Here is a 20315-nt window from a genome sequence, read left to right on the forward strand (position 1 = left end):
TGTCTGTTATCCTTTCACTGCCCCCAGAGTGATTCCCTCCGAGAAATATTTTTGAAGGAATGGATACACGATAAACAGCGGCAGCATGGCTATGAATGCAATAGCCATTCGGATGGATGTGGTTGGAAGCTTGGCAACCTCCGCGCCGATATTTCCCACAACTTTTCCGCTTGCCAGATATTGGATATCCGTGATCATCTGGTTCAGAAGGTTCTGTATACCGAACAGCTTCTGTCCCTGGTTCCCTGATAAATAGTATAAACCATTGGTCCAGTCGTTCCAATAGGCAAGTCCGGAAAACAGTCCCATAGTCACAAGGATTGGCTTGCCCAAAGGCAGAACCACGCTGGTAAATATCTTCATATGCCCCGCCCCGTCTATCTTGGCAGCTTCAAACAGGGCATCCGGTATGCTTGTGATAAAATAACTCCGTATCATCAGTACATTGTTTGCACTCATCAACAGATTTGGCAAAAGAAGTGCCAAAATTGTATTTTTGATATGCAGATAATTTGTATACATCAGATATGTCGGCACCAGGCCCCCGTTAAAAAGCATAGTAAAGAATACAAAAAAAGCCAGCATTTTTCTATGGGGAAGAGTCTTTATGGTCAGTGGGTATGCCATCAGTGCAGACATACTAATATTCAATATGGTACCTATGATCGTCACAAATATGGTAACACCATATGCCCGCAGTATTTTTTCTCCCTGCTTTATGATGTACTGATACGCATAAAGACTTAATTTCTCAGGAAAAAAAGAATAACCGTTACGAATCAATGTATTTTCATCTGTAACAGAAGAGATGAACACCAGTACAAATGGCAAAATAATGATTAAAACTAAAATGATCAGAATTGCATTGATGAAAAACTGATACCTTTTCTCTTTTACCGAATTTTCCATTCCCTCTCCTCCTAAAACAAAGCCTGTTCTTTATCTACTTTTCTCACAACCCAGTTGCTAAACATAACTATCACAAATCCGACAACAGACTGATATACCCCTGCCGCGGAAGACATACTGATATTTCCCCTCTCAACAAGTGCTCTGTACACATAAGTATCAATGACATTGGTTGTAGGAAAAAGGACACCGGAATTCATTGGCACCTGATAAAACAGCCCAAAATCCGAATAGAAAATGCGTCCGATATTTAATAGAAGCAGGGTAATAATGGTCGGTATCAAACTTGGCAGGGTGATTTTTGTGATCTGCTGCCATTTTGTAGCACCGTCCAGACTGGCAGCTTCATAGTAAGATGGGTCGATGCCAATAATAGAGGCAATATAGATCAGGCAACCATATCCAGCACCCTTCCAACAGTTGGCAAATACCAAGATAAAGGGCCAGTATTTTGGCTGCTGATACCACTGCACCGACTCCTTTCCAAGGGCGCTTAAAATTGTGTTGTTAACCAGACCATTTTCAGAACTGAGCAGTGCATATACAATGTAGCTCAAGATAACCATAGACATTAGGAACGGCAGCAGAATAGCACTCTGATAGAGTTTTTTCATTTTATTACTGCGCACCTCGCAGATCAGTATGGCGACTGCAATACCTACGATCATATTTACAGCAATGAAGGCCGTGTTGTAAAGCAGCGTATTTCTGGTAATGATCCAAGCATCCTTTGACTGGAACAAAAATCTGAAATTATCCAGACCGCACCAAGGACTTGCAAATATGCCTTTTGCAAAGTTCAGCTTCTTAAATGCTATTATGATTCCTCCCATGGGGATATAGTTATTGATCAGCAGGTACAAAAGACCCGGCAACATCATCAGGTATAAAGGCCAATGCTGTTTGTAGACACTGAGCCTGGATTTTTTCTTCATACTTTCCTCCTCTATCTTTTCAACGGCTTCTACCCGGCAAAAAGCTGCCGCACTAAGAGCTTTTTTATGATTCCCAGAGCGACAGCCTGCTGTCCAAAATAATCCGCTTTATTTATTCTCATCCAGCCATTTATCAAACTGTTCCTGCTTTGCCTGTATGATCTCATCAATACCGGCTGCCTGAAGCGCATCCAAAAATTCGGGCAGATACGTTTCAGGATCAACAGATCCGCTGTTCAGTGAGCCGGTATATTGTTTTACAACATTGGTAAGCGCAGCTACCTGGCTCTCATACTGGGTATTATCAAAGCAGAACCCCACTGCCTTGGACATTTTCGCTGAATCATTAAACTCCTCCATCTTTTCCCAAAGCTGCGGGTCAGAACCTGTCCATTTATGTGCAATAAACTGATTCGGCAGCTCCCAGCCCAGGTTCAGGCTGTATCCAACATTATCAGCAGTGATGCCTTCCGGATAGTTGATTATACCATTCTCCGCATCCTCTATGACATAATCCACGCCTTCCTCACCCCAATTCAGCAGATTCATAATCTCCGGACTTTTATACATGTAATCAAGGGTTTCCATGGTCTTTTCCGGGTTCTCTGAGTTTTGAGCAATGGAATAAATAACATTGTTGTAAGTCTTACAATTTTTGATTGGATAATCTCTGAACGGAACAATTTCAAAATCATATCCAGTTGAACTTTTAAACTCCACAGGTGTTCCGGGATGATATGTAAAAAACAGGGAGAACAGGTTGCCTGCTTTACAGACAGTACGCCAGTTTTCTGTATCGGTACCCGCGTCCTTACTAATATATCCCTTCTGATACCAGTCATAGAGCATTGCAGTAGTGTCCTTATACCAGTCGCTGGCAAAGAAATTGGTGATCGTGGTGCTATTTTCCTGATCCATAAGCACACCCAGGTAATAGTCATCTGACAAAGGGTCACCTCCAAACAGTCTTGTCACCGGTGCATCTTCATTCGCTGAAAACAGCATTGTCATATCCGGTTCCCCTGCCTTAACTGTCTCGAATACTTTCTCCATATCCTTAGGCTCTTTGATAGCTGCTGTATCTATTTTGTACTTCTCCACCAGGTCTTTTCTCATAAAGATGGCAGGAATACTGCCCCTTTCAATCTGATTTGGTACGCCGTACATAAAACCATCCACTGTAATGCTGTTGAGTACCTCTTCCCCATAGATACCTTTCAGATTTGTTCCGTAATCTTCTACCAGTTCTGACATGTCCATGATCTGACCGCTGTGCATATACTGGATGGCATCAGTGGCATTTGTATAAAAACAGTCAATCTTTTCATCACCTGCAAGCATAAGCTGAAGCTGCTGTTTTGCACTGGCCCAAGGAAAAACTACGATATCCAGATTGGCATTTACTTCCTTTTCCAGGATCTCATTGATCTTCTCCTCGATCCGCTCTTCGTCAGCGGGCTGGCTACCCTGCAGTACCATGGTCACCGTGTAAGGCTCCTTTCCGTCATCCCCGGATGCTGTCCCCTCACCCTCACTGCCACTTCCGCCTCCGCAGGCTGCCAGTGACAATACCATGGCTGCTGTGAGCATGGCAGCTACTATCTTTTTCTTCATGTGATTTCCTCCTTCATTTCTGTTCCTTTGATACGTCTATCTTATTCTTTTCCCCGTTTCTTTTCTATAACTGGTCTGACTTAAAAATATCACTGATTTGACACACACAGGCAACGTCAAAAGCCTGTATACCTCATTGATATCATGGTATACAGGCTTTTTTCCCGGCTCATATAAAATTATCCTTGGCAGCAGTTTGGCACCCTTCCCGTTTTGCCCGGTTATTTTCCGCTTTTCTCTGCCAGCTTCTCCTTAAAAAATCCAGTGATCAAATCCCATATCTCTCTCTGGAAAAACCGTATGTCCGCATGATCCGCCCCCTCAATGGCTACAAGCTGTACATCTGCGCCTTTTTCCTCAAGAGCAGCATACATGGCCTCGCTCTGGGAAAAGGGGACTGTGCGGTCACATAACCCGTGAAGCAGTAAAAATGGCGGTGCCTGTTTGGTCACATAGCTGACCGGGCACGCGTTCAGGGCTTCTTTTTGGTGATGGACTGCGTTCATACCTATCAGAAGAGATTCCGGTGCGGCCTGCATATCCCTTGCCGCATCCACAGGCATTTTGGTAATATCTGCGGGCAGGTACCAGGGGCAGGCTGCCTGTACGGCGCTTGAATACTCCAGATAGTCCCCTGTATCAAACTCTCTTCTGTCCCCCGTAAGTGCAGCCATGGCTGTGAGATGTCCGCCTGCCGACTCACCCATAACGCCGAAATGTTCGCTGTCTATGCAGTAACGCTCCGCATGTGCCCTCAGATACCGGACCGCCGCTTTAATGTCCTGGAGCTGGGCGGGAAATACGGCTTCATTGCTGGTCCGGTACTGGACGCTGGCAGCCACAAATCCCTGTCTTGCCAAATCTGCCAGATAAGCCAGATGGGCACTTGTGCTCATCTGCTGCCAGGCTCCGCCGCATATCCAGATAATGCACGGACTTCTTTTCTCCCCCTGCTCCGGAAAAATAATATCCATCTTCAAATCTTTCGTTGTATGCCCAAACCAGTCACGCACCTGGGCAAAGGTGACATTGGTGTCCACGATATACTGAGGCTCTTTGATCTCTACTTGAATTGTTTTTTTCATTGCCTGATCCTCCTGATTTTTATTGCTGCGCAACAGTTCAAAAACGGAACCGTTACATAGCCGCGCACTGTATTCTTTCCCTGCTCGTATAAATGCCTGCCTAAACATTGAGCAGAAATCACAGCGGCTGTTTCTGAATGTTCATCTGCTCTTATTTTATCACATATACATGTCTTGGCAAGACATGAAAATCGTAAAAAGCCTATATGCCACAGGATTTACATCTTGGCATACAGGCTTTTTGTGTCAGATAAAACGATTTAATTTTTCATCATAGGCGTAGTCAATTGCGCCCAGTTTTTTCTCCAGGTCTTTTCTGTCAAGCTGCAGGTCTTCGCACATAGCATCCAGAGAAGAATAGAAATCTCTCAGTTTCATGTTGGCAAAGCTCAGCAGCATTACCGGATCTTTTGGTATCATAGTCTCTCTCACCTCTTATGCCCTGCGGGCTGTAAGTTCACCATTTTCCACATCAATGACAATGGTGTCCTCTGTTCCCACATTGCCGGAGAGAATGAGTTTCGCAGTCAGTGTCTCCACGTATTTCTGCAGGTAACGTTTCAGAGGACGCGCGCCATAAATGGGGTCGTATCCGCCCTCAATAATATAATCTTTCGCCGCATCTGTCAAGCGCAAAGAGAGTTCCTGGTCCTTTAGCCTCCGGTTCAGATCCTCAACCAGCAGGTCCACAATACCGCCGATGTTCTCCTTGGTGAGCGGTTTGAACATGATGATCTCATCCAGACGGTTTAGGAACTCCGGACGGAAATGCACACGCAGGTCCTTGTCAACCATATCTCTGGCTTCCTGACTGATCTCACCGTTTGGTTCAATGCCGTCCAGAAGATAGGTGGAACCTAGGTTGGATGTCATGATCAGGATGGTATTCTTAAAGTCAACGGTGCGGCCCTGAGAATCTGTGATGCGGCCGTCATCCAACACCTGAAGCAGAACATTGAAGACATCCGGATGTGCCTTTTCTATCTCATCGAACAGGACTACGGAGTAAGGTTTTCTTCTGACAGCCTCTGTGAGCTGGCCGCCCTCCTCATATCCCACATATCCCGGAGGCGCTCCGATCAGACGTGACACGGAATATTTCTCCATGTACTCACTCATATCAATACGCACCATATTCTGCTCGTCATCAAACAGGGTGGCCGCCAGTGTCTTGGCAAGTTCTGTCTTACCTACACCGGTTGGTCCCAAAAACAGGAAGGAACCGATGGGCTTGCTGGGGTCTTTAATACCGGCTTTGGAGCGGATGATGGCGTCTGTTACTTTTTCCACGCCCTCCTCCTGACCGATCACACGTTTGTGCAGCTCTGCTGCCAGACCCAGGATCTTGGTCTTTTCGCCCTCCGTCAGCTTGGCAACCGGGATACCCGTCCAGCGGGAAATGATCCTTGCGATCTCCTCATCCGTGACACTCTCGTGTACCAGGGACAGATCCTGGTCCTTCACTTTCCCCTCCTCGATCTCTAACTGTTTCTGGAGCTTGGGAAGTTCGCCGTACTGAAGTCTTGCGGCTTCGTTCAGGTCGTAATTTCTCTGGGCAACCTGAATCTGTTTATTCATATCTTCAATCTGTTCCCGCAGTCTGGAAAGCTTTTCCACAGAGGATTTTTCATTGTCCCACTGGGCTTTCATTCCGTTAAATTCATCACGCAGCTCTGCCATATCCTTCTGCAGATCCACCAAACGGTCCTGGCTGAGGCGGTCGTTCTCTTTTTTCAGGGCAGCCTCCTCGATCTCCATCTGCATGATCCTTCTGCGCAGGTCATCCAGCTCTGTGGGCATGGAATCCAGCTCTGTCTTAATGAGAGCGCACGCTTCATCCACCAGGTCAATAGCCTTATCAGGCAGGAACCTGTCAGAAATGTAGCGGTTTGATAAGGTGGCTGCTGCTACCAGTGCACTGTCGGTGATCTTGACACCGTGGAATACCTCGTAACGCTCTTTCAGGCCACGGAGAATGGAGATAGTATCCTCCACGGTCGGTTCGTCCACTGTTACCGGCTGGAACCGCCGCTCCAGGGCCGCGTCTTTTTCAATATACTGGCGGTATTCATCCAGAGTTGTGGCACCGATACAATGCAGTTCTCCTCTGGCCAGCATGGGCTTCAGCATGTTGCCTGCATCCATGGCACCATCTGTCTTTCCTGCACCTACAATCAGATGCAGCTCGTCGATGAACAGGATGATCTGTCCTTCACTTTTTCTGACTTCCTCCAGCACTGCTTTCAGACGTTCCTCAAATTCGCCTCTGTATTTGGCGCCTGCTACCAGAGCACCCATATCCAGGGCAAAGATCTTCTTATCTTTCAGCCCCTCCGGCACATCGCCCTGAACGATTCGCTGTGCAAGGCCCTCTACAGCGGCGGTTTTACCAACGCCCGGCTCACCGATCAATACCGGGTTATTTTTTGTTTTTCTGGACAGAATACGAATGACATTACGGATCTCAGCATCCCTGCCGATAACCGGGTCAAGCTTCTGTTCTCTTGCTTTTTCCACCAGATCCTGGCCGTATTTGTTCAGTGTGTCATAGGTGGCTTCCGGATTGTCAGTGGTCACACGCTGGTTGCCCCGCACAGTGCTCAAAGCCTGCAGAAAGCGCTCCTTTGTGATTCCGTACTCCTGCCAGATTTTCTTCACGGACGGGCTTGGATTGTTGATAAGGGCCAGAAACAGGTGTTCCACGGAGACGTATTCATCTCCCATGGCCTTTGCCTCATCCTCGGCGCTGACCAGAGCCTTATTCAGATACTGCCCGATATAAGGCTGACCCCCGGATACTTTTGTCCGGGCATTTAACGCTTTTTCTACATTATTCAGAAAGTGTTCTTTCTGGATCTCCATTTTTTCAATCAGTTTCAGGATCAAGCTGTCTTCCTGATGTAAAAGGTTGTATAGTAAATGCTCCTGTTCGACCTCCTGGTTGCCGAACTCGTAAGCTGTCTTTTCCAAGTCCTGAACTGCCTGAAGTGATTTCTGTGTAAATTTGCTGATGTTCATAAAATCCCTCCATTTCGAGATTTGAGCTGTTTGTTATTTGTTCTAGTGCTAATATAACACTAATTGTTAGCAGTGTCAAGAGTCGAGTGCTAATCAATTGTATTTTTTTCTAAAGCTCTTTAAAATCAAGGGTTCCAGGCTTTCCGCTTCTTGAAAAATCTACTTTTTTACCATTTTGAAACCAATTTCTATTAATGATCAAACCTTCCATCTTGGCAATTTCTTTTTTACCTGACTCCCGGCTACACAGGTGGTTACCGAAACTTCTACTTTACTCCCATCCCCCTTAGCATTGCTACTGCTGCCTTTAGAAGCGCTTCTACCTCTACTTTATTCATAGGTTCATTTGAATGTCCGTTTTTATCACTTGCATGGTTGATTCCATTTCTCTCATCTTTGATACTTTGATATAATCTTAAAATTTTCTTTAACTCTGCTCTCTCACAATTAGAATATATGGGATCCGAAGGGTTATCACCTATAAAGTCTACTAGATTACGGAATCCTTTCCCATGGGAGGATGGATACAGCGCCCGGTTATCCTGACGTGAACAATAGACTTGATAACCTTGTTTATCATTCAGATAGGGAATCAACAATAGACACTGCCAGTCTTTCCCTTTTATCAAGTTCCCCTTATTTAGTTTCCTCATGGTTGATACATATCGCTTTTCAATATCATCCTTAATACCGGCGTCTATCATAACAGGTTTTTCTCTTTCTTTCTTATTCCTTTCACCCACAAGCATAGATGGCAATTTACTATCAAATAGAGTAAGGGCCTGCTGCAGAAATTCTTTTCGGATGCACCACTGTATTAATTCCAGAGGGGTAGCACATTCCTTTTTAAATACCATATGTTCCAACCGCTCCGCTTCGCTGCATTCCAAAATCAGCTCTCCGTAATCTTTTAAAATCTCCTTCAGAACAAAATTCCATAAAGCATAATTTCCATCAGATATTTTATCAGAGCTAATATATCTATTTGACAATATCTTCAATCTCCCCAGCTCTTTGCTAATCTTTGCAGGATGACATAGCTGCATATGTTCGGCAAGGCTATTAATAACCTCAAGGATCTCCTGGTCGCGGCATATCTCGGATTGAAAGAAGAATTGGTTCAAACGCCTTGCCCTTCCATACCCTGTATACTCATCAATCCCTGATATCAGATCAAATATCCTATAGGCCTTCGTTTTATCTACAATTAATTTTATGTCAGGTCCGAAATAAACGCCCCAAATACTATGAACATAAAAGTCCCTCAGTTTTAAAAGCTGTATTGTACCAAGCAAAACGGTCATAAAATCACGAGGTCCCCCATTAGAGTCAATGTAAAGATGCACATCGTCCTCCTCTTTTTGTAATTTTACTTTTAACTCGTACAAGTCCTCTGTTATCCGAATTGAACTGCGCATTAATGCCATATTATCTGGTACATTCTCTATTGGGAATTCTTTTATATGTTCTTTCTTCCAGACATCTGTCAAATTGTTAGCCGCACAATACTTTTCAATCTGTTCCAGATAAAACTCTTTATGCGTTCTTTTTTTTCCGTCAGGAAATATAGCAGAAATCTCTTTTCCAGCAGCTTCTGATACAATCAGATATATACAATCCAATTTCTCTGCATTTTTATTCAGTTGGGATAAAAGCAGCTTTGTTACCGCTTCATTTGTCTGTAGCCCTTTACACTCGAAATACTGCTCTCCTTCACCATATTGATATGTATATTCTTCTTCGATTTTCTTAGGATCTATAATACTTATATTTACCAGCAGAATATTTTTGTTCATCTATTTTCCTTTTCCATATCTTTCTAAAGCATCTGCCATAGGGTTTATCCCCTGATCTTCATATTTTTCCCTTCCAGACTGCTTTTTACTGCCCGAATATTTCGTATTTTTTTTACCCGGCTGCCGTTTATTGTCTTTATCCCTTTTCATATACTGCTTTGTATTACCACCATAAGACTCCCCACCGCGGTCCTCACACATGATGGGATTGCCCTTTATCACGTCATCCACAGAGGGCAGCCGTATCTTTTTTGCATTCCGTTTTTGGTACTCTTTCTTATTTTGATCAAGAGACATATATCGGGTCCTGCTGTTTGGCGGTATCTTCTCAGGATCCTTCATATCCAAAAAGTCACGAATCTGCGGCACATTCATAATATCGCTGCCCACAAAGCATGTCATATCATCCTTTGCCATCTGTATAAACTTTTTATACATTTTCGTCCCTTTTTCAGGTTTATACGGCTGCAGGCACAAGCTATTGCCATTATATAAAGCATCGTTATCTAAAAACGCAAGCTCCTTCAATTCAACTGAAATCCGCCCATAACCATATGGCTTTCCCTTCCCAATATTCTGCTGGCTGTTTTCTTCCAACAGGAGTCCCCACAGCAGCATGCCAAGCTCTTCCTCTGTAACATTGTTGAATCTTATTTTTCCGTTAAATCTCACCCCTGCATCCAATGGATAGAGATGAGATGCCACCTTCTGGTTCTTCCCTACCGTACCTTTTACGATATCTCTTTTCAGCCAGTATTGTTTGATACCCCGAAGCAGGAAATCCTCATTATACGAAACAGCATCCTGTCCATTGGGTGCTTCCAGATAATCCAGATAGCTTGTCGGTTTCGGACTCCCCAGAATCACGGACTGTTCATCTGCTTCCCCATGATTCGTTTCCACCCGGGCATCCATAAAGGATATCCTTGATTTATAGCCTCCTGTTTCATTGGAAAATCCGAATAATAAGTTACTGTAATCCAGACAGACTTTCCCCTGGTCACCTTTCAAGCCATCTGAAATCTTGTGATCATAGAAGACCCGAAGCCTGGGTGTAAAGCCAAAATATAATTTTCCGCCCAGCCGAATATAAAATACAGGCTTAGTTCTGCCGTTTTCCGGTAGTTTAAAAAATGTCTTACTGACAGCCTCCACCTGGTTTTTTCTGCTTTCATAGTCTCGCCTGAAATTATCTATATCTTCTTCCGGGATTGGGATTCCCTCTTTCTTTTCATCTATCTCCGGAATAAGATAGAGGGCTTTTTTCTCCTGCATATAGCCTGATGAGAACAGATATCCCTTCATATCATATTTTCCGGGTCCATCAATGGCACTCACTTTATCCTTTCCGTTCACCTGATAAGACACCTCTTTATAATAAGGCTTATACTCATCATTTTTTGTCCCTATATAATGGATACGTCTGTGTTTGTCATAATGCAGTTCAAATTCACCATCCAGGTTTTGAAGATCCAGTGTTTTCAAATATTCAAAACCCTCATATCCGCTTTCCATGATTTTCCGTTCACTCAGTACATAATAATTCATTTCCCCCATCTCTTCCCTGATACTGTCCAGGGAAGTTTTCATAATGACATAACGGTGTTTTCCCACATTTCTGATATATCCGGCTTTCACATTTTTCAGAACAGACATATGGAGCTTTTTTCCGCTCGGAAGAGGGATCTCTGCCGTTCCATTTCCCAGGACATGATTATAAGTTTCTTTATATAATCCACTGGCAACGTGGCGGTACATCAGATGTCCGTCCTGAATATCATCTTTCACAGAGGAGCAGCTCAAGATCTGCACATTTGAACGCACCAGCCCCCTTATGGTACTCCCGGGAATGGCATATTGACCGTAACAGTCTTTATAAAACTCGCTCTCTCCGTTGTCAATAAAAATTGGAGTTTTTGCAGTTATTTCATATGTGATAGTTCCGGACTTTCTTTCTTTTTCAATTACATTGTTGGGCTGCAGCTTATCCTTTTTATAGACCCTGTCACTAAGCCCTACAAAGTTGTATGGAGCACCCACATAACCTTCATATTTTTTCTGACCCATGGCTTCCTCCCTCACTTCATGGAAAATGGCCTGTTATAACTTGCCACTGCCTGCCCGTCTTCATCCGGCTGCAGGTATTCTTTAACCACCAGTTTCTTCCCGTTTCTCATAAGATAAGATTTTATGATAATGTCCTTAACATTGCCTGTTTCAAAAACATGGACTGCCTTACTTTCACCGTTCCTGTCGAAAACATGCAGTTCTTCTTTGCCATTGAATGCCCTCAATTCCAAAAGTTCTTCCCAGTTAACATTGATACTGTCTATCTCTCCATATTGCATTTGACTGATCATATGGACAATGGCAAAATCATAATTCCCAAGAGTGGCCCTTGCCTCTTCCAGTGTCAGCTCTTCAACTTCAAGGTTTTCAACTATCTGTGCCATTCCTAATCCCCCTGTCTGTAAAACCGATATATTCTTCTATAACAGCGGCACCTTCGACTACTTTGCCGGCTTTTAGATCTATTTCTGCAAGAACCTCTGACCCCTTACTGATCTTCAAACGGTCACAGGTAAGATAGCCACGTCCAATACTGCTCCCGCTTCCCACAGGAAGGATTCCCATGCCCAGGTCACGCAGTGCCATTAAAAGAAGAGCATTTCCGGCATAGTTATCTGCATTTTCCATATCCACACGAATCACCAGGGAACCATACGCTGGTTTTTCACTAAAAAGTGCCTGCGAAATCACACCACCGGTGAACTTATCAATATGTATCCGCGCCTGCGCTTTTACCCTGTCATTATCAGTCGTATTTCCCACAACACAATCAAAGAATTTTATCTCCCCCCGCTTTCCTCCGCTATTGTCATCTGCACAGGTCCCAAATATATCATCAATTATCTCTAAACCCATCCCTTTATAAACTGCAATCTTCTCCATTTGACTGCGGATAATGCCCTTTAGGGAAGACGCCGGAATCATATACTCTTTCCTGTGATTTACAATATTCTGTGCATCCGGAGCATTCTCGCTGTAATCGGCTATGCTGACCGCTTTCACAAGAATGGCACCTTCTGTTTTTCCTGACAGTTCAAAATGGAGGCGCTGGTCCTGCGCTTCCGCTTTATCAGTGATCTCAGCAGTGATATCCCTCATTGCTTTTTCTTCTTTTGACCACTGCTTTCTGTCATTTTCATCTGTCATTGTATAAACCGATTTTTTTATTGATGCAAGCTTTACATAGCCACAACCATTACTTTTCTGCCCGCCAAACTGGATATTACCACAGTGTAAGGCTTCTAATGCCTCTTCAAATGGCTTTTCGTATGATCTTTCCTTTTCAAATATATATACAGAGAATGCAAACTCAGAGCCTGCCGCTACGGATTCAATCTCAAACTTCTGTCCGCTGGAAATTGCGGCACCTTTTACAGCATTACTTTGACAGGTTCCTGTTTCCCCATCAATCTTTATATGTGGCCGCAGCTCTGTTTCTACAGAAGCCTTCTCAAAAAATCCATCGCAGAAGCGAATCCTGCTTCCGTCACTGCCATTTTCATTTACGTTTCCAAACATTTCGTTACGCAGCTTCTCGTCCGTAAAATGTTCGCGGAAAGCCCCTGCAATCCCTGTGGCTGGAATAAACGGGCGATCCTCCACCGGATGGATCAGAATTTCACCCTGTTCCTTTTCTCCGGAACCAATGTGGAGAGGTTCCCTGCACTCCGCCCTTACCTGATACTTTATTACTCTGTCATATATGCTGTCAAAGCAGCTTTGGGATTCCCGGTTATTCTGCATGGTCTTTCTCCTTCCTGTTGACATATCGGATTTGATCGATCATAAGCTTCAGCTTATATTTTATCTCATCATCACCGGAGAGAATATCCTGTACGCGGATACCAAATATTTTATTTTCCTTCCACTCCAAACCCAGGATCTTACTTAAATCCTTATGAAGAATGTCCTCTACATAGAGATGCAGGGGCTGCCTCTTTTGTGTGTAGCCTTTCAATCGACTGTCCTTTTCTTTTTCATGTTGAATATAGCTTTCAAGCTGGTCCCGTGCTTCCCGGGGCGTATAACGCAGCTGCATACACATAGACTCCACAACACCCCTTTTACTTTTTGAAATCTCTTCCAGATTGCCGGTGGAGGCATCTTCCACAATGTACCTTTCTATTCCTCTTTCGATGCGATACTGTAAAAGACCTTTGGCTGCGATCTTAAGATCCGATTGGATTTCTGTTGTGTGCAGAGGCCGCTCTTTTACAGTATCTGCATCTTTCTCATTTTCTGCTGCTCCGTCAGAAAGGGCCTGTTTATATGTGATCTCGCTGTAAGAATCCCATATGGCTATCTGTCCAAACCCTTCATTCCTTCTGATCCCGATTCCTTTTTTCTCAAGACTGCGTAGTCTCTCCGCCTCAACCTTTCCTGCTGCTTTTATGTAAAAAACACTTCCGGCCTCGTACATCACAGCTGACGGCACAGTTCCCTTCCAAATACGGTTGTAACCATATACTTCCCGAATGGATGTGGCACAGCGGACAATTTCCAGCTTTTCACACCCCAGCTCTTGTTCCAGTTCTGGAATGTAAAGGCCTGACATTTCGCCGTACTCATTTACTATCACCGTATCGGAAAGCAGAACAAGGAAAAATGCATCAGACGTCTGTACATTTCGTAGTTCCTCATAAGGCATACCCTCTTTTATTTCAGTGTCTATACATTTGCATGCGCCATATCCTGCAAAACGCTTATTACCGATGTAAATAATTCCATGGAATACCTGTTCGATCAGCAAGATCAATTCCTCTTCTACATCTTCCGTAAAATTGATATATCCCACAAAACGCTGATCCTTTTTCATATACTGACTCCGGAATATGGCTTTATCACTGTCTTTTCCGGTATTAATATTCAGGTCTTCCCCGGTCTGTACATCGGTATAAAAAATACAACCGTCATTAATATAACAATAATGACCCAAAGATGCTCTTTTGGCACCTGCGGCGATTTCGGTCACCATTCCATTCTCTATTTGTTTTTTTCCTGTATATTCTTTCTTATCTTCGTAAAAACCCTTCAGTGACGGAATCAGTTCCTTTTCTTCTATCATCAGATATGCATTCATAAATTGTACCTGACTTGAGAAGATCCGCCTTTTATATTTTTCAAACTTCTCTCCCTGTGAGAGCAGACTGTTTACAACAAGACCGCGCAGTGTACTTCCCGGAATATATTTCAGTGTATCAGTCTGCCCATGCTGGCTTGTCTCATCATTAGCGATTCTGACAGGGCCACAGTTTTCAATCACAAATCTTATAAATCTACTCATCCGCTTTCCCCACCTTCATCTCTATTTTTCCAAACCCCCGGTTTCTCATGCTCCCTGCCCATTTGATCATGGACAATACACTGCATACCAGAGCCTCATCTTTTTGGTCACAGCAGCATGTTCCATAAAAATTCAATCCTTTTTTAATACATCTTGCCATTCGGAGAGAGCCGTCTTTTGCCAGCCCGTCCTCCAAACCCGTAAAAGTACGCAGATAAGTAAAAATATTCTGCAGCTCCTGCCGGGAAATATCCTCTGCTAATACTGATTCCTGAAGATCCGGATGAAATGTCAAATCAGAAAAAATCAGTTTTCGAGGGTTATAAATGTCATCATTTCCTCTTTCTCCTGCCAGTCTCTGCACGGTTTCTTTGATCTCCTCCAGAGACTTCTGCTCCCAGTTCAAATAATTGATCAACTCTTTCCGGAACAGTCCCTTTAATGTACTGCCTTTCATATAAGGAAATCCATGGGCATCTGTCCGGACACCAATGTCTTCCCCTCCCGGAATGCTCATTCCATTTCCAAATATTGCATCTGATTCCAAATGCATTTGTATCATTAACTGCATTCCCGCACCTCCCGCATCCTTTAATCAAGATTTATATAAGTATCCAGCATTTCAATGGCATCAAAAAATAATGCCCTGTCTTTACCATCCGCTGTCTGCGTAAAAATCTTTCTATCCAATCCTCTTCCTGTAAAAAGCCTGTCGTTCTTCACTTCCTCATAAATATCCGCAAAGCCTACCAATGCCAGCTCATCCATCAGATTGTTTTTCATATAATACCAGGCAGTCTGCTCTCCCTCTTTTAGTGCTGCACAGAATTCCTTGATCTTTCCCCGGGCGTACGCGATTTGATCGCTTTGGAGATTTGTTACCAACGTTCTGAAATTTTCATATCGGCGGATTTTTTCTCTATCCCAAATCTCTTCTTCTGCTGAAAGCAGGTATGGCCGAAGTTCTAATTGTTTCCCATCTGCAGCCTCATATTGTTTTCTCATCTCAGACAAGGATTCCAGCATAACCCCTAATTCAATATGCCAGTCAATGGCAGATGCACTGGCATCCCTCTGCTCATGGGAAAAAGATGCAACGTATTTTTTTGCATTAGAGCAAAGCATTTCTGCCGTCTCATATGCCTTATAAAATGGATACTTCTTATGAACGATCGCCACACCGGCACAGGCCGTATACCCCTGATGGTCCTGCTTATTTGTTTTACTTCCCAACTGCTCAATGAAGATCCTTGCAGCTTCCAGTCCGATTCTTCCCTCTGTCACAAAACAGACATCATCCCCTGCAAGGATAATTTTGCGGACCGGGAAGGTATTTCCCTGTAGTTTCAAAGCCGTAAGCTTCCTGTTTTTTAAGTTTTGCGCAATTCGGTCAAGCATTTCTTTATATGCTTCTTTAAAATCATCGTCTACGGACTTACTGAATTTTCTCAAAATATCTTTATATTCTGCCCACGGCTTCGTCCGATTTTCCCTCCGTATTTTTTCCACCCTTTTTCCCATGGCGTTTCCATCAATATGGATGACTGCCACAAAGCTGGATTCATTCTTTGCATTTCCCAGATCATCAAACTGCTTTGGGACAGAATATCCTTCCGGTACATATTCCGGAATAGGCTCCCACGCGATTCTATTATCCTCTTCTACTGTGCATATCGCTTTTCGCAGGGTGGCATCCATTCTCTCCACCCCGAAGGTTCCCTGATGAAAAGATGCGGCACGCACAGATTTTTTTGCCTCCAGTGCCTCTGACAGACGTTTTAAATTTTGCCCCGGTTCCTCTGCATCATTATATTGTATTGTTTTAATGAACAATTCCATCTCCGGAAATTCTCTACGCACGGTTTGGGATATATGAAAAGCAAATGCCTTGGCAGTTTTCTCGGATGCAAACTCCAAAACAGTATGTCCGCCTCCGGAATATACCAAGTTATCCTCCTGGCAAAAAGGGATTCCTGCTCCCGCTGCGATTTCCCGGAAATATCCCGGATCAGTCACCTGACAGATAGATTCAGAATTTGCAATGTTGTCCTTTAGTTTTGTACTGGCAAATATATATGCCTGCTTTTGTGATACCTCCAGTATCATTAAATAGCGCATAGCATCTCCTCCTTTGACTTGATCATACTTTTATCATTTCGCGTTCCACATATCTTTTATAATTCAGAACACATCATAAAACAGCCCATATGTAATATTTCCCCATTCAGCATTGTTTTTCGTCGTTATCTTAACACTTTACACAATCTTTAAACGTCGGCGCTTCTCCCTTATAGTATATATTACACTATTTTCCATTTTTATGCACCTGCAATTTATGCAATTATACATAATTCCACGTTTTCTCACACATTTTCATGAAACATCTTTTCTTACTTATCTGCCATATGGGAAGTTTATCTTTGAAAACCGCAAAAAACCAGGCATTGGACGCACGCCCATGCCTGGTTTTCCCATAAATACTATTTACTATTTCATCACTTCCTGATAAGTTGCATGTTTTTCCAACGCCTCCGTCATCTCTGCCAGACGGCTTACATCTCCGATCAAAATCACACCACAGAGCCGGTTATTCAGGAAGTAAAACTTCTGATACTGCTTCTTTCCCATATCCTTAAATTCAACTGTTTTATAAATCAAATTCGGATTCTTTCCATTATCGCCCGCAGCAAAAAGCGCGGTCCCCATTCCATGGAAATTCAGTGCCGCTGATACGGTCTCATATTCCAAATTATCACCTGCCGCATTGGCTCCGGCTGTCTTGCCCTGTTCCACAGCTTGACTCCACAATCCATAATTGATCCCCTGATACTGGGCACAGTCTCCGCACGCATAAATGTCCTCCATACTGGTTTCCATCCTGGCATTGACCACAACAGAACGGTCCACCTCAAGACCTGCCTCATTTGCCACAGCAGTATTCGCCCTCACTCCACAGGAAACTACCACCATATCAGCCGGGAGAACCTGGCCATCCTCCATGCGGATTCCGGAAACAAAATCATCTCCCTCAATAGATGCGATCTTAACACCTGTGCGGATCTCGATATCCTGGGCTTCACTTATCTTCTTCAACAATTCAGCCGCAGGCTCATCAAGCTGACGTCCCATGATAACAGGCGCCAGCTCCAGCACTGTCACCCTGCACTTCGCTTTTTTCAGTTCCCATGCAGCTTCCAGGCCCAGCACACCGCCGCCGATCACTGCCACATTCTTCACCTGAGGAAGCATATCTGCAATCTTTTTGGTGTCATCCAGTCTTCGGATAGCAAACACATTCTTTTTATCCACACCCTTCATAGGCGGCACAAAACACTCTGCCCCCAGAGCATAGATAAGTTTCGTATATTTCAGCTTCATGCCATCATCCAGAACTACCTCTTTACTGTCTGTATCAATCCTGTCCACCCGGCGCCCCAGAATCTGAAATACTCTGTTTTCCTCATACCATGATGTCTCATGCACAGCGATCTGACTGGCATCCAGGTCTGCCATAATTGATTTTGTCAGCATAGGTCTGTTATAGGTACTATATATTTCATTAGAGATCATAGTGATGGACCCCGTCTTATCCCTCTGCCTGACAGCCTCCGCCGCACTGATTCCCGCAGCCCCGTTTCCCAGAATAAGATAGAAATTCTTTGTATCCTGATGGAATTGATTCTCTTCCTCCTCCACAGGTACAAAATGCTCTCTTCCCACTCCGCAAACCGGACAAATATCAATAGACGAATCAAAAATAGCTCCGCAGACCAGACATTTCACCAGCCTGCTTCTGCCTGACTTTCTCTCATTCTCCTTATCCTGAAGCATACACCCAAAATTATAACCAAAGTCATAAGCATCGATCAAATCCGCTTCACTTGGCTTAAAACGAACGCGAAAGCCGTCAACGGTGCGCATACGAAGCTGTTCCAGCCGCTCCATCACATGAGGCACGCCCTCGCCGCTCCATCCGTAACTGCCGAATGCACTTGCCAGCTTCTTCCCGTGAGTCACAGGATACATGGAAATCAACAAATCCCAGACAGGCTTCAATGCCTCTCCCAAAATAGTCGGTGTACCGAACAGGATACCATCAGCAAATCCCAGTTCCTCCAGCACCTTCTCCTGCTCTGCATCTACCAGATCATAACTCCGCACAGCCACATCCCCGCTGTCCTCCACGCCTTTGGCAATCCTTTCTGCCAATGTCTTGGTATACCCATAAGCACTTACATAAGGGATAATTACGGTTTTCGTGCTGTTAGGATTCACAACTGTACACCATTCCTCATAAATGTCATACATCTGCTCAATTTTATCATCCAGCACCGGCCCGTGTCCGGTACAGATCATGGACACATCCAGTTCACGCACTCTTTTAAGCGCTTTCAGCATATAAGGTTTAAACGGTCCCAAAATACAATCAAAATAATACTTTGTGGCCCGCATATATCCTTCTTTATCTGTCACCTTACTTGCCAGCACATCCGGAAATCCATAGTGGGACCCAAAGGAATCACAAGTCACCAAAATCTGTTCTTCCTCAATATAAGTATACATGGTATCCGGCCAATGCAGATTCGGCACCACAAGGAACCGCAGAGTCTTGTCCCCAATCTTCATGGTCTCATTATCCTTCACCGCGATCCCAGTGAAGTCATCATTTACAATCTCCTTCAAAAAGCCAAGTGCACAACCGGTAGCTACAATCTTAAGTCCCGGGTTCAGCTTCAACAAATTCTCAATACTGCCTGCATGATCCGGTTCCGTATGACTAACAACAAGATAATCAATCTTATCAACCGCTGTGATCTCCTGGACCTTCTCCAAATATTCATCCCAGAATTTCACCTTAGCCGTCTCAAACAAAACCGTCTTATCCCCGGATTTCAGCACATAAGAGTTATATGTAGTGCCGAACTCCGTATACATAATAATATCAAACACCCGCAAATCCGCATCCACAATTCCTGTCCAATAAAAATTCTTCCTAAGTTCCAATGTCTTCAACTCCTATACCTTCTTTCTCTCTTTATTATCAGTTTTACCCCACAACCCCATTATATTCCAAATCCTTCAAAAAAGAAATTCTTATTTACCTATAACCCTCATAACCAAAATATATACTATTTTCCTCCACTTTACCACCCCCTATTTACACTTACACCAAAATATTTCTTACCACATACTCCTCCCCATCATTTCTCACTCCTTATCATTTATCTCTTATCCTCTGTCTTTAACTTCTTGTTCTTTATCTTTCTTTTTTATCTTCTGACCTTTATCTTTTTGCCTTTACTTTTGGCCTTTATCTTTTAACCTATACTTTTGGCCTTTATCTTTTGGACCTTATCTTTTGGTTCTTATCTTTTGGCCTTTATCTTTTAGCCCTTATCTTCTGGCCTTTATCTTTTGGCCCTTATCTCTTGGCCCTTATCTTTCGACCTTTATCTTTTGGCCCTTATCTTTCGACCTTTATCTTTTGGCCCTTATCTTTCGACCTTTATCTTTTGGCCCTTATCTTTCGACCTTTATCTTTTGGCCTTTATCTTTCGACCTTTATCTTTTGGCCTTTATCTTTCGACCTTTATCTTTTGGCCTT

The 20315-nt window shown here is 43.7% G+C and carries 14 protein-coding genes; all 14 read right to left on the bottom strand.

The genetic code is table 11. The features are described from left to right. Positions 1-6: 6 nt before the first annotated feature. Positions 7-909: a carbohydrate ABC transporter permease gene (locus CI595_RS05950; RefSeq protein WP_095172308.1), complete on the bottom strand. Its 903-nt coding sequence runs from the start codon at positions 907-909 to the stop codon at positions 7-9. 11 nt (positions 910-920) lie between these two features. Then, positions 921-1844, bottom strand: coding sequence for an ABC transporter permease (locus CI595_RS05955; protein ID WP_095172309.1), 924 nt, complete (start codon positions 1842-1844; stop codon positions 921-923). A 108-nt stretch (positions 1845-1952) separates the two neighbouring features. Beyond that, the gene (locus tag CI595_RS05960; protein WP_095172310.1) at positions 1953-3458 is read right to left on the bottom strand and encodes an ABC transporter substrate-binding protein; all 1506 of its coding nucleotides are present in this window, start codon (positions 3456-3458) and stop codon (positions 1953-1955) included. A gap of 221 nt (positions 3459-3679) precedes the next feature. Next, positions 3680-4543 carry an alpha/beta hydrolase gene (locus CI595_RS05965; RefSeq protein WP_095172311.1) on the bottom strand — a complete coding sequence of 288 codons (864 nt, stop codon included), beginning with the start codon at positions 4541-4543 and terminating at the stop codon, positions 3680-3682. Between the two features lie 246 nt (positions 4544-4789). Beyond that, positions 4790-4963 carry a DUF4250 domain-containing protein gene (locus CI595_RS05970; RefSeq protein WP_095172312.1) on the bottom strand — a complete coding sequence of 58 codons (174 nt, stop codon included), beginning with the start codon at positions 4961-4963 and terminating at the stop codon, positions 4790-4792. Positions 4964-4978: 15 nt separating this feature from the next. After that, on the bottom strand, positions 4979-7561 hold the full coding sequence (gene clpB, locus CI595_RS05975; RefSeq protein WP_095172313.1) for an ATP-dependent chaperone ClpB: 2583 nt from the start codon (positions 7559-7561) through the stop codon (positions 4979-4981). 266 nt (positions 7562-7827) lie between these two features. Beyond that, positions 7828-9357 (bottom strand): TM1812 family CRISPR-associated protein, encoded by a 1530-nt coding sequence (locus CI595_RS05980; protein ID WP_095172314.1) that lies wholly within the window; start codon positions 9355-9357, stop codon positions 7828-7830. Then, complete coding sequence (locus tag CI595_RS05985; RefSeq protein WP_095172315.1) at positions 9358-11424, bottom strand: TIGR03986 family type III CRISPR-associated RAMP protein; 2067 nt, start codon at positions 11422-11424, stop codon at positions 9358-9360. Between the two features lie 11 nt (positions 11425-11435). Further along, entirely contained in the window at positions 11436-11810 is a 375-nt protein-coding gene (locus CI595_RS05990; protein ID WP_095172316.1) for a hypothetical protein, read from the bottom strand. After that, the gene (locus CI595_RS05995) at positions 11794-13170 is read right to left on the bottom strand and encodes an RAMP superfamily CRISPR-associated protein (protein ID WP_162291817.1); all 1377 of its coding nucleotides are present in this window, start codon (positions 13168-13170) and stop codon (positions 11794-11796) included. Before CI595_RS05995 ends, CI595_RS05990 begins: the two co-directional genes overlap by 17 nt. Next, the gene (locus CI595_RS06000; RefSeq protein ID WP_095172318.1) at positions 13160-14710 is read right to left on the bottom strand and encodes an RAMP superfamily CRISPR-associated protein; all 1551 of its coding nucleotides are present in this window, start codon (positions 14708-14710) and stop codon (positions 13160-13162) included. Before CI595_RS06000 ends, CI595_RS05995 begins: the two co-directional genes overlap by 11 nt. Then, entirely contained in the window at positions 14703-15281 is a 579-nt protein-coding gene (locus CI595_RS06005) for an RAMP superfamily CRISPR-associated protein (RefSeq protein WP_242987036.1), read from the bottom strand. Before CI595_RS06005 ends, CI595_RS06000 begins: the two co-directional genes overlap by 8 nt. A 20-nt stretch (positions 15282-15301) precedes the next feature. Then, the gene (locus tag CI595_RS06010) at positions 15302-16828 is read right to left on the bottom strand and encodes a Cas10/Cmr2 second palm domain-containing protein (RefSeq protein WP_095172319.1); all 1527 of its coding nucleotides are present in this window, start codon (positions 16826-16828) and stop codon (positions 15302-15304) included. Positions 16829-17197: 369 nt separating this feature from the next. Next, positions 17198-19723 (bottom strand): FAD-dependent oxidoreductase, encoded by a 2526-nt coding sequence (locus CI595_RS06015; protein WP_095172320.1) that lies wholly within the window; start codon positions 19721-19723, stop codon positions 17198-17200. Between the last annotated feature and the right edge of the window lie 592 nt (positions 19724-20315).

It is taken from the genome of Blautia hominis (genome assembly GCA_002270465.1).
GTDB lineage: Bacteria > Bacillota > Clostridia > Lachnospirales > Lachnospiraceae > Blautia > Blautia hominis.

Excerpts from the sequence above, each read along its gene's own strand:
- CI595_RS05950 (WP_095172308.1), bottom strand. The coding sequence starts at position 909 with ATGGAAAATTCGGTAAAAGAGAAAAGGTATCAGTTTTTCATCAATGCA.
- CI595_RS05955 (WP_095172309.1), bottom strand. The coding sequence starts at position 1,844 with ATGAAGAAAAAATCCAGGCTCAGTGTCTACAAACAGCATTGGCCTTTA.
- CI595_RS05960 (WP_095172310.1), bottom strand. The coding sequence starts at position 3,458 with ATGAAGAAAAAGATAGTAGCTGCCATGCTCACAGCAGCCATGGTATTG.
- CI595_RS05965 (WP_095172311.1), bottom strand. The coding sequence starts at position 4,543 with ATGAAAAAAACAATTCAAGTAGAGATCAAAGAGCCTCAGTATATCGTG.
- CI595_RS05970 (WP_095172312.1), bottom strand. The coding sequence starts at position 4,963 with ATGATACCAAAAGATCCGGTAATGCTGCTGAGCTTTGCCAACATGAAA.
- clpB (WP_095172313.1), bottom strand. The coding sequence starts at position 7,561 with ATGAACATCAGCAAATTTACACAGAAATCACTTCAGGCAGTTCAGGAC.
- CI595_RS05980 (WP_095172314.1), bottom strand. The coding sequence starts at position 9,357 with ATGAACAAAAATATTCTGCTGGTAAATATAAGTATTATAGATCCTAAG.
- CI595_RS05985 (WP_095172315.1), bottom strand. The coding sequence starts at position 11,424 with ATGGGTCAGAAAAAATATGAAGGTTATGTGGGTGCTCCATACAACTTT.
- CI595_RS05990 (WP_095172316.1), bottom strand. The coding sequence starts at position 11,810 with ATGGCACAGATAGTTGAAAACCTTGAAGTTGAAGAGCTGACACTGGAA.
- CI595_RS05995 (WP_162291817.1), bottom strand. The coding sequence starts at position 13,170 with ATGCAGAATAACCGGGAATCCCAAAGCTGCTTTGACAGCATATATGAC.
- CI595_RS06000 (WP_095172318.1), bottom strand. The coding sequence starts at position 14,710 with ATGAGTAGATTTATAAGATTTGTGATTGAAAACTGTGGCCCTGTCAGA.
- CI595_RS06005 (WP_242987036.1), bottom strand. The coding sequence starts at position 15,281 with ATGCAGTTAATGATACAAATGCATTTGGAATCAGATGCAATATTTGGA.
- CI595_RS06010 (WP_095172319.1), bottom strand. The coding sequence starts at position 16,828 with ATGCGCTATTTAATGATACTGGAGGTATCACAAAAGCAGGCATATATA.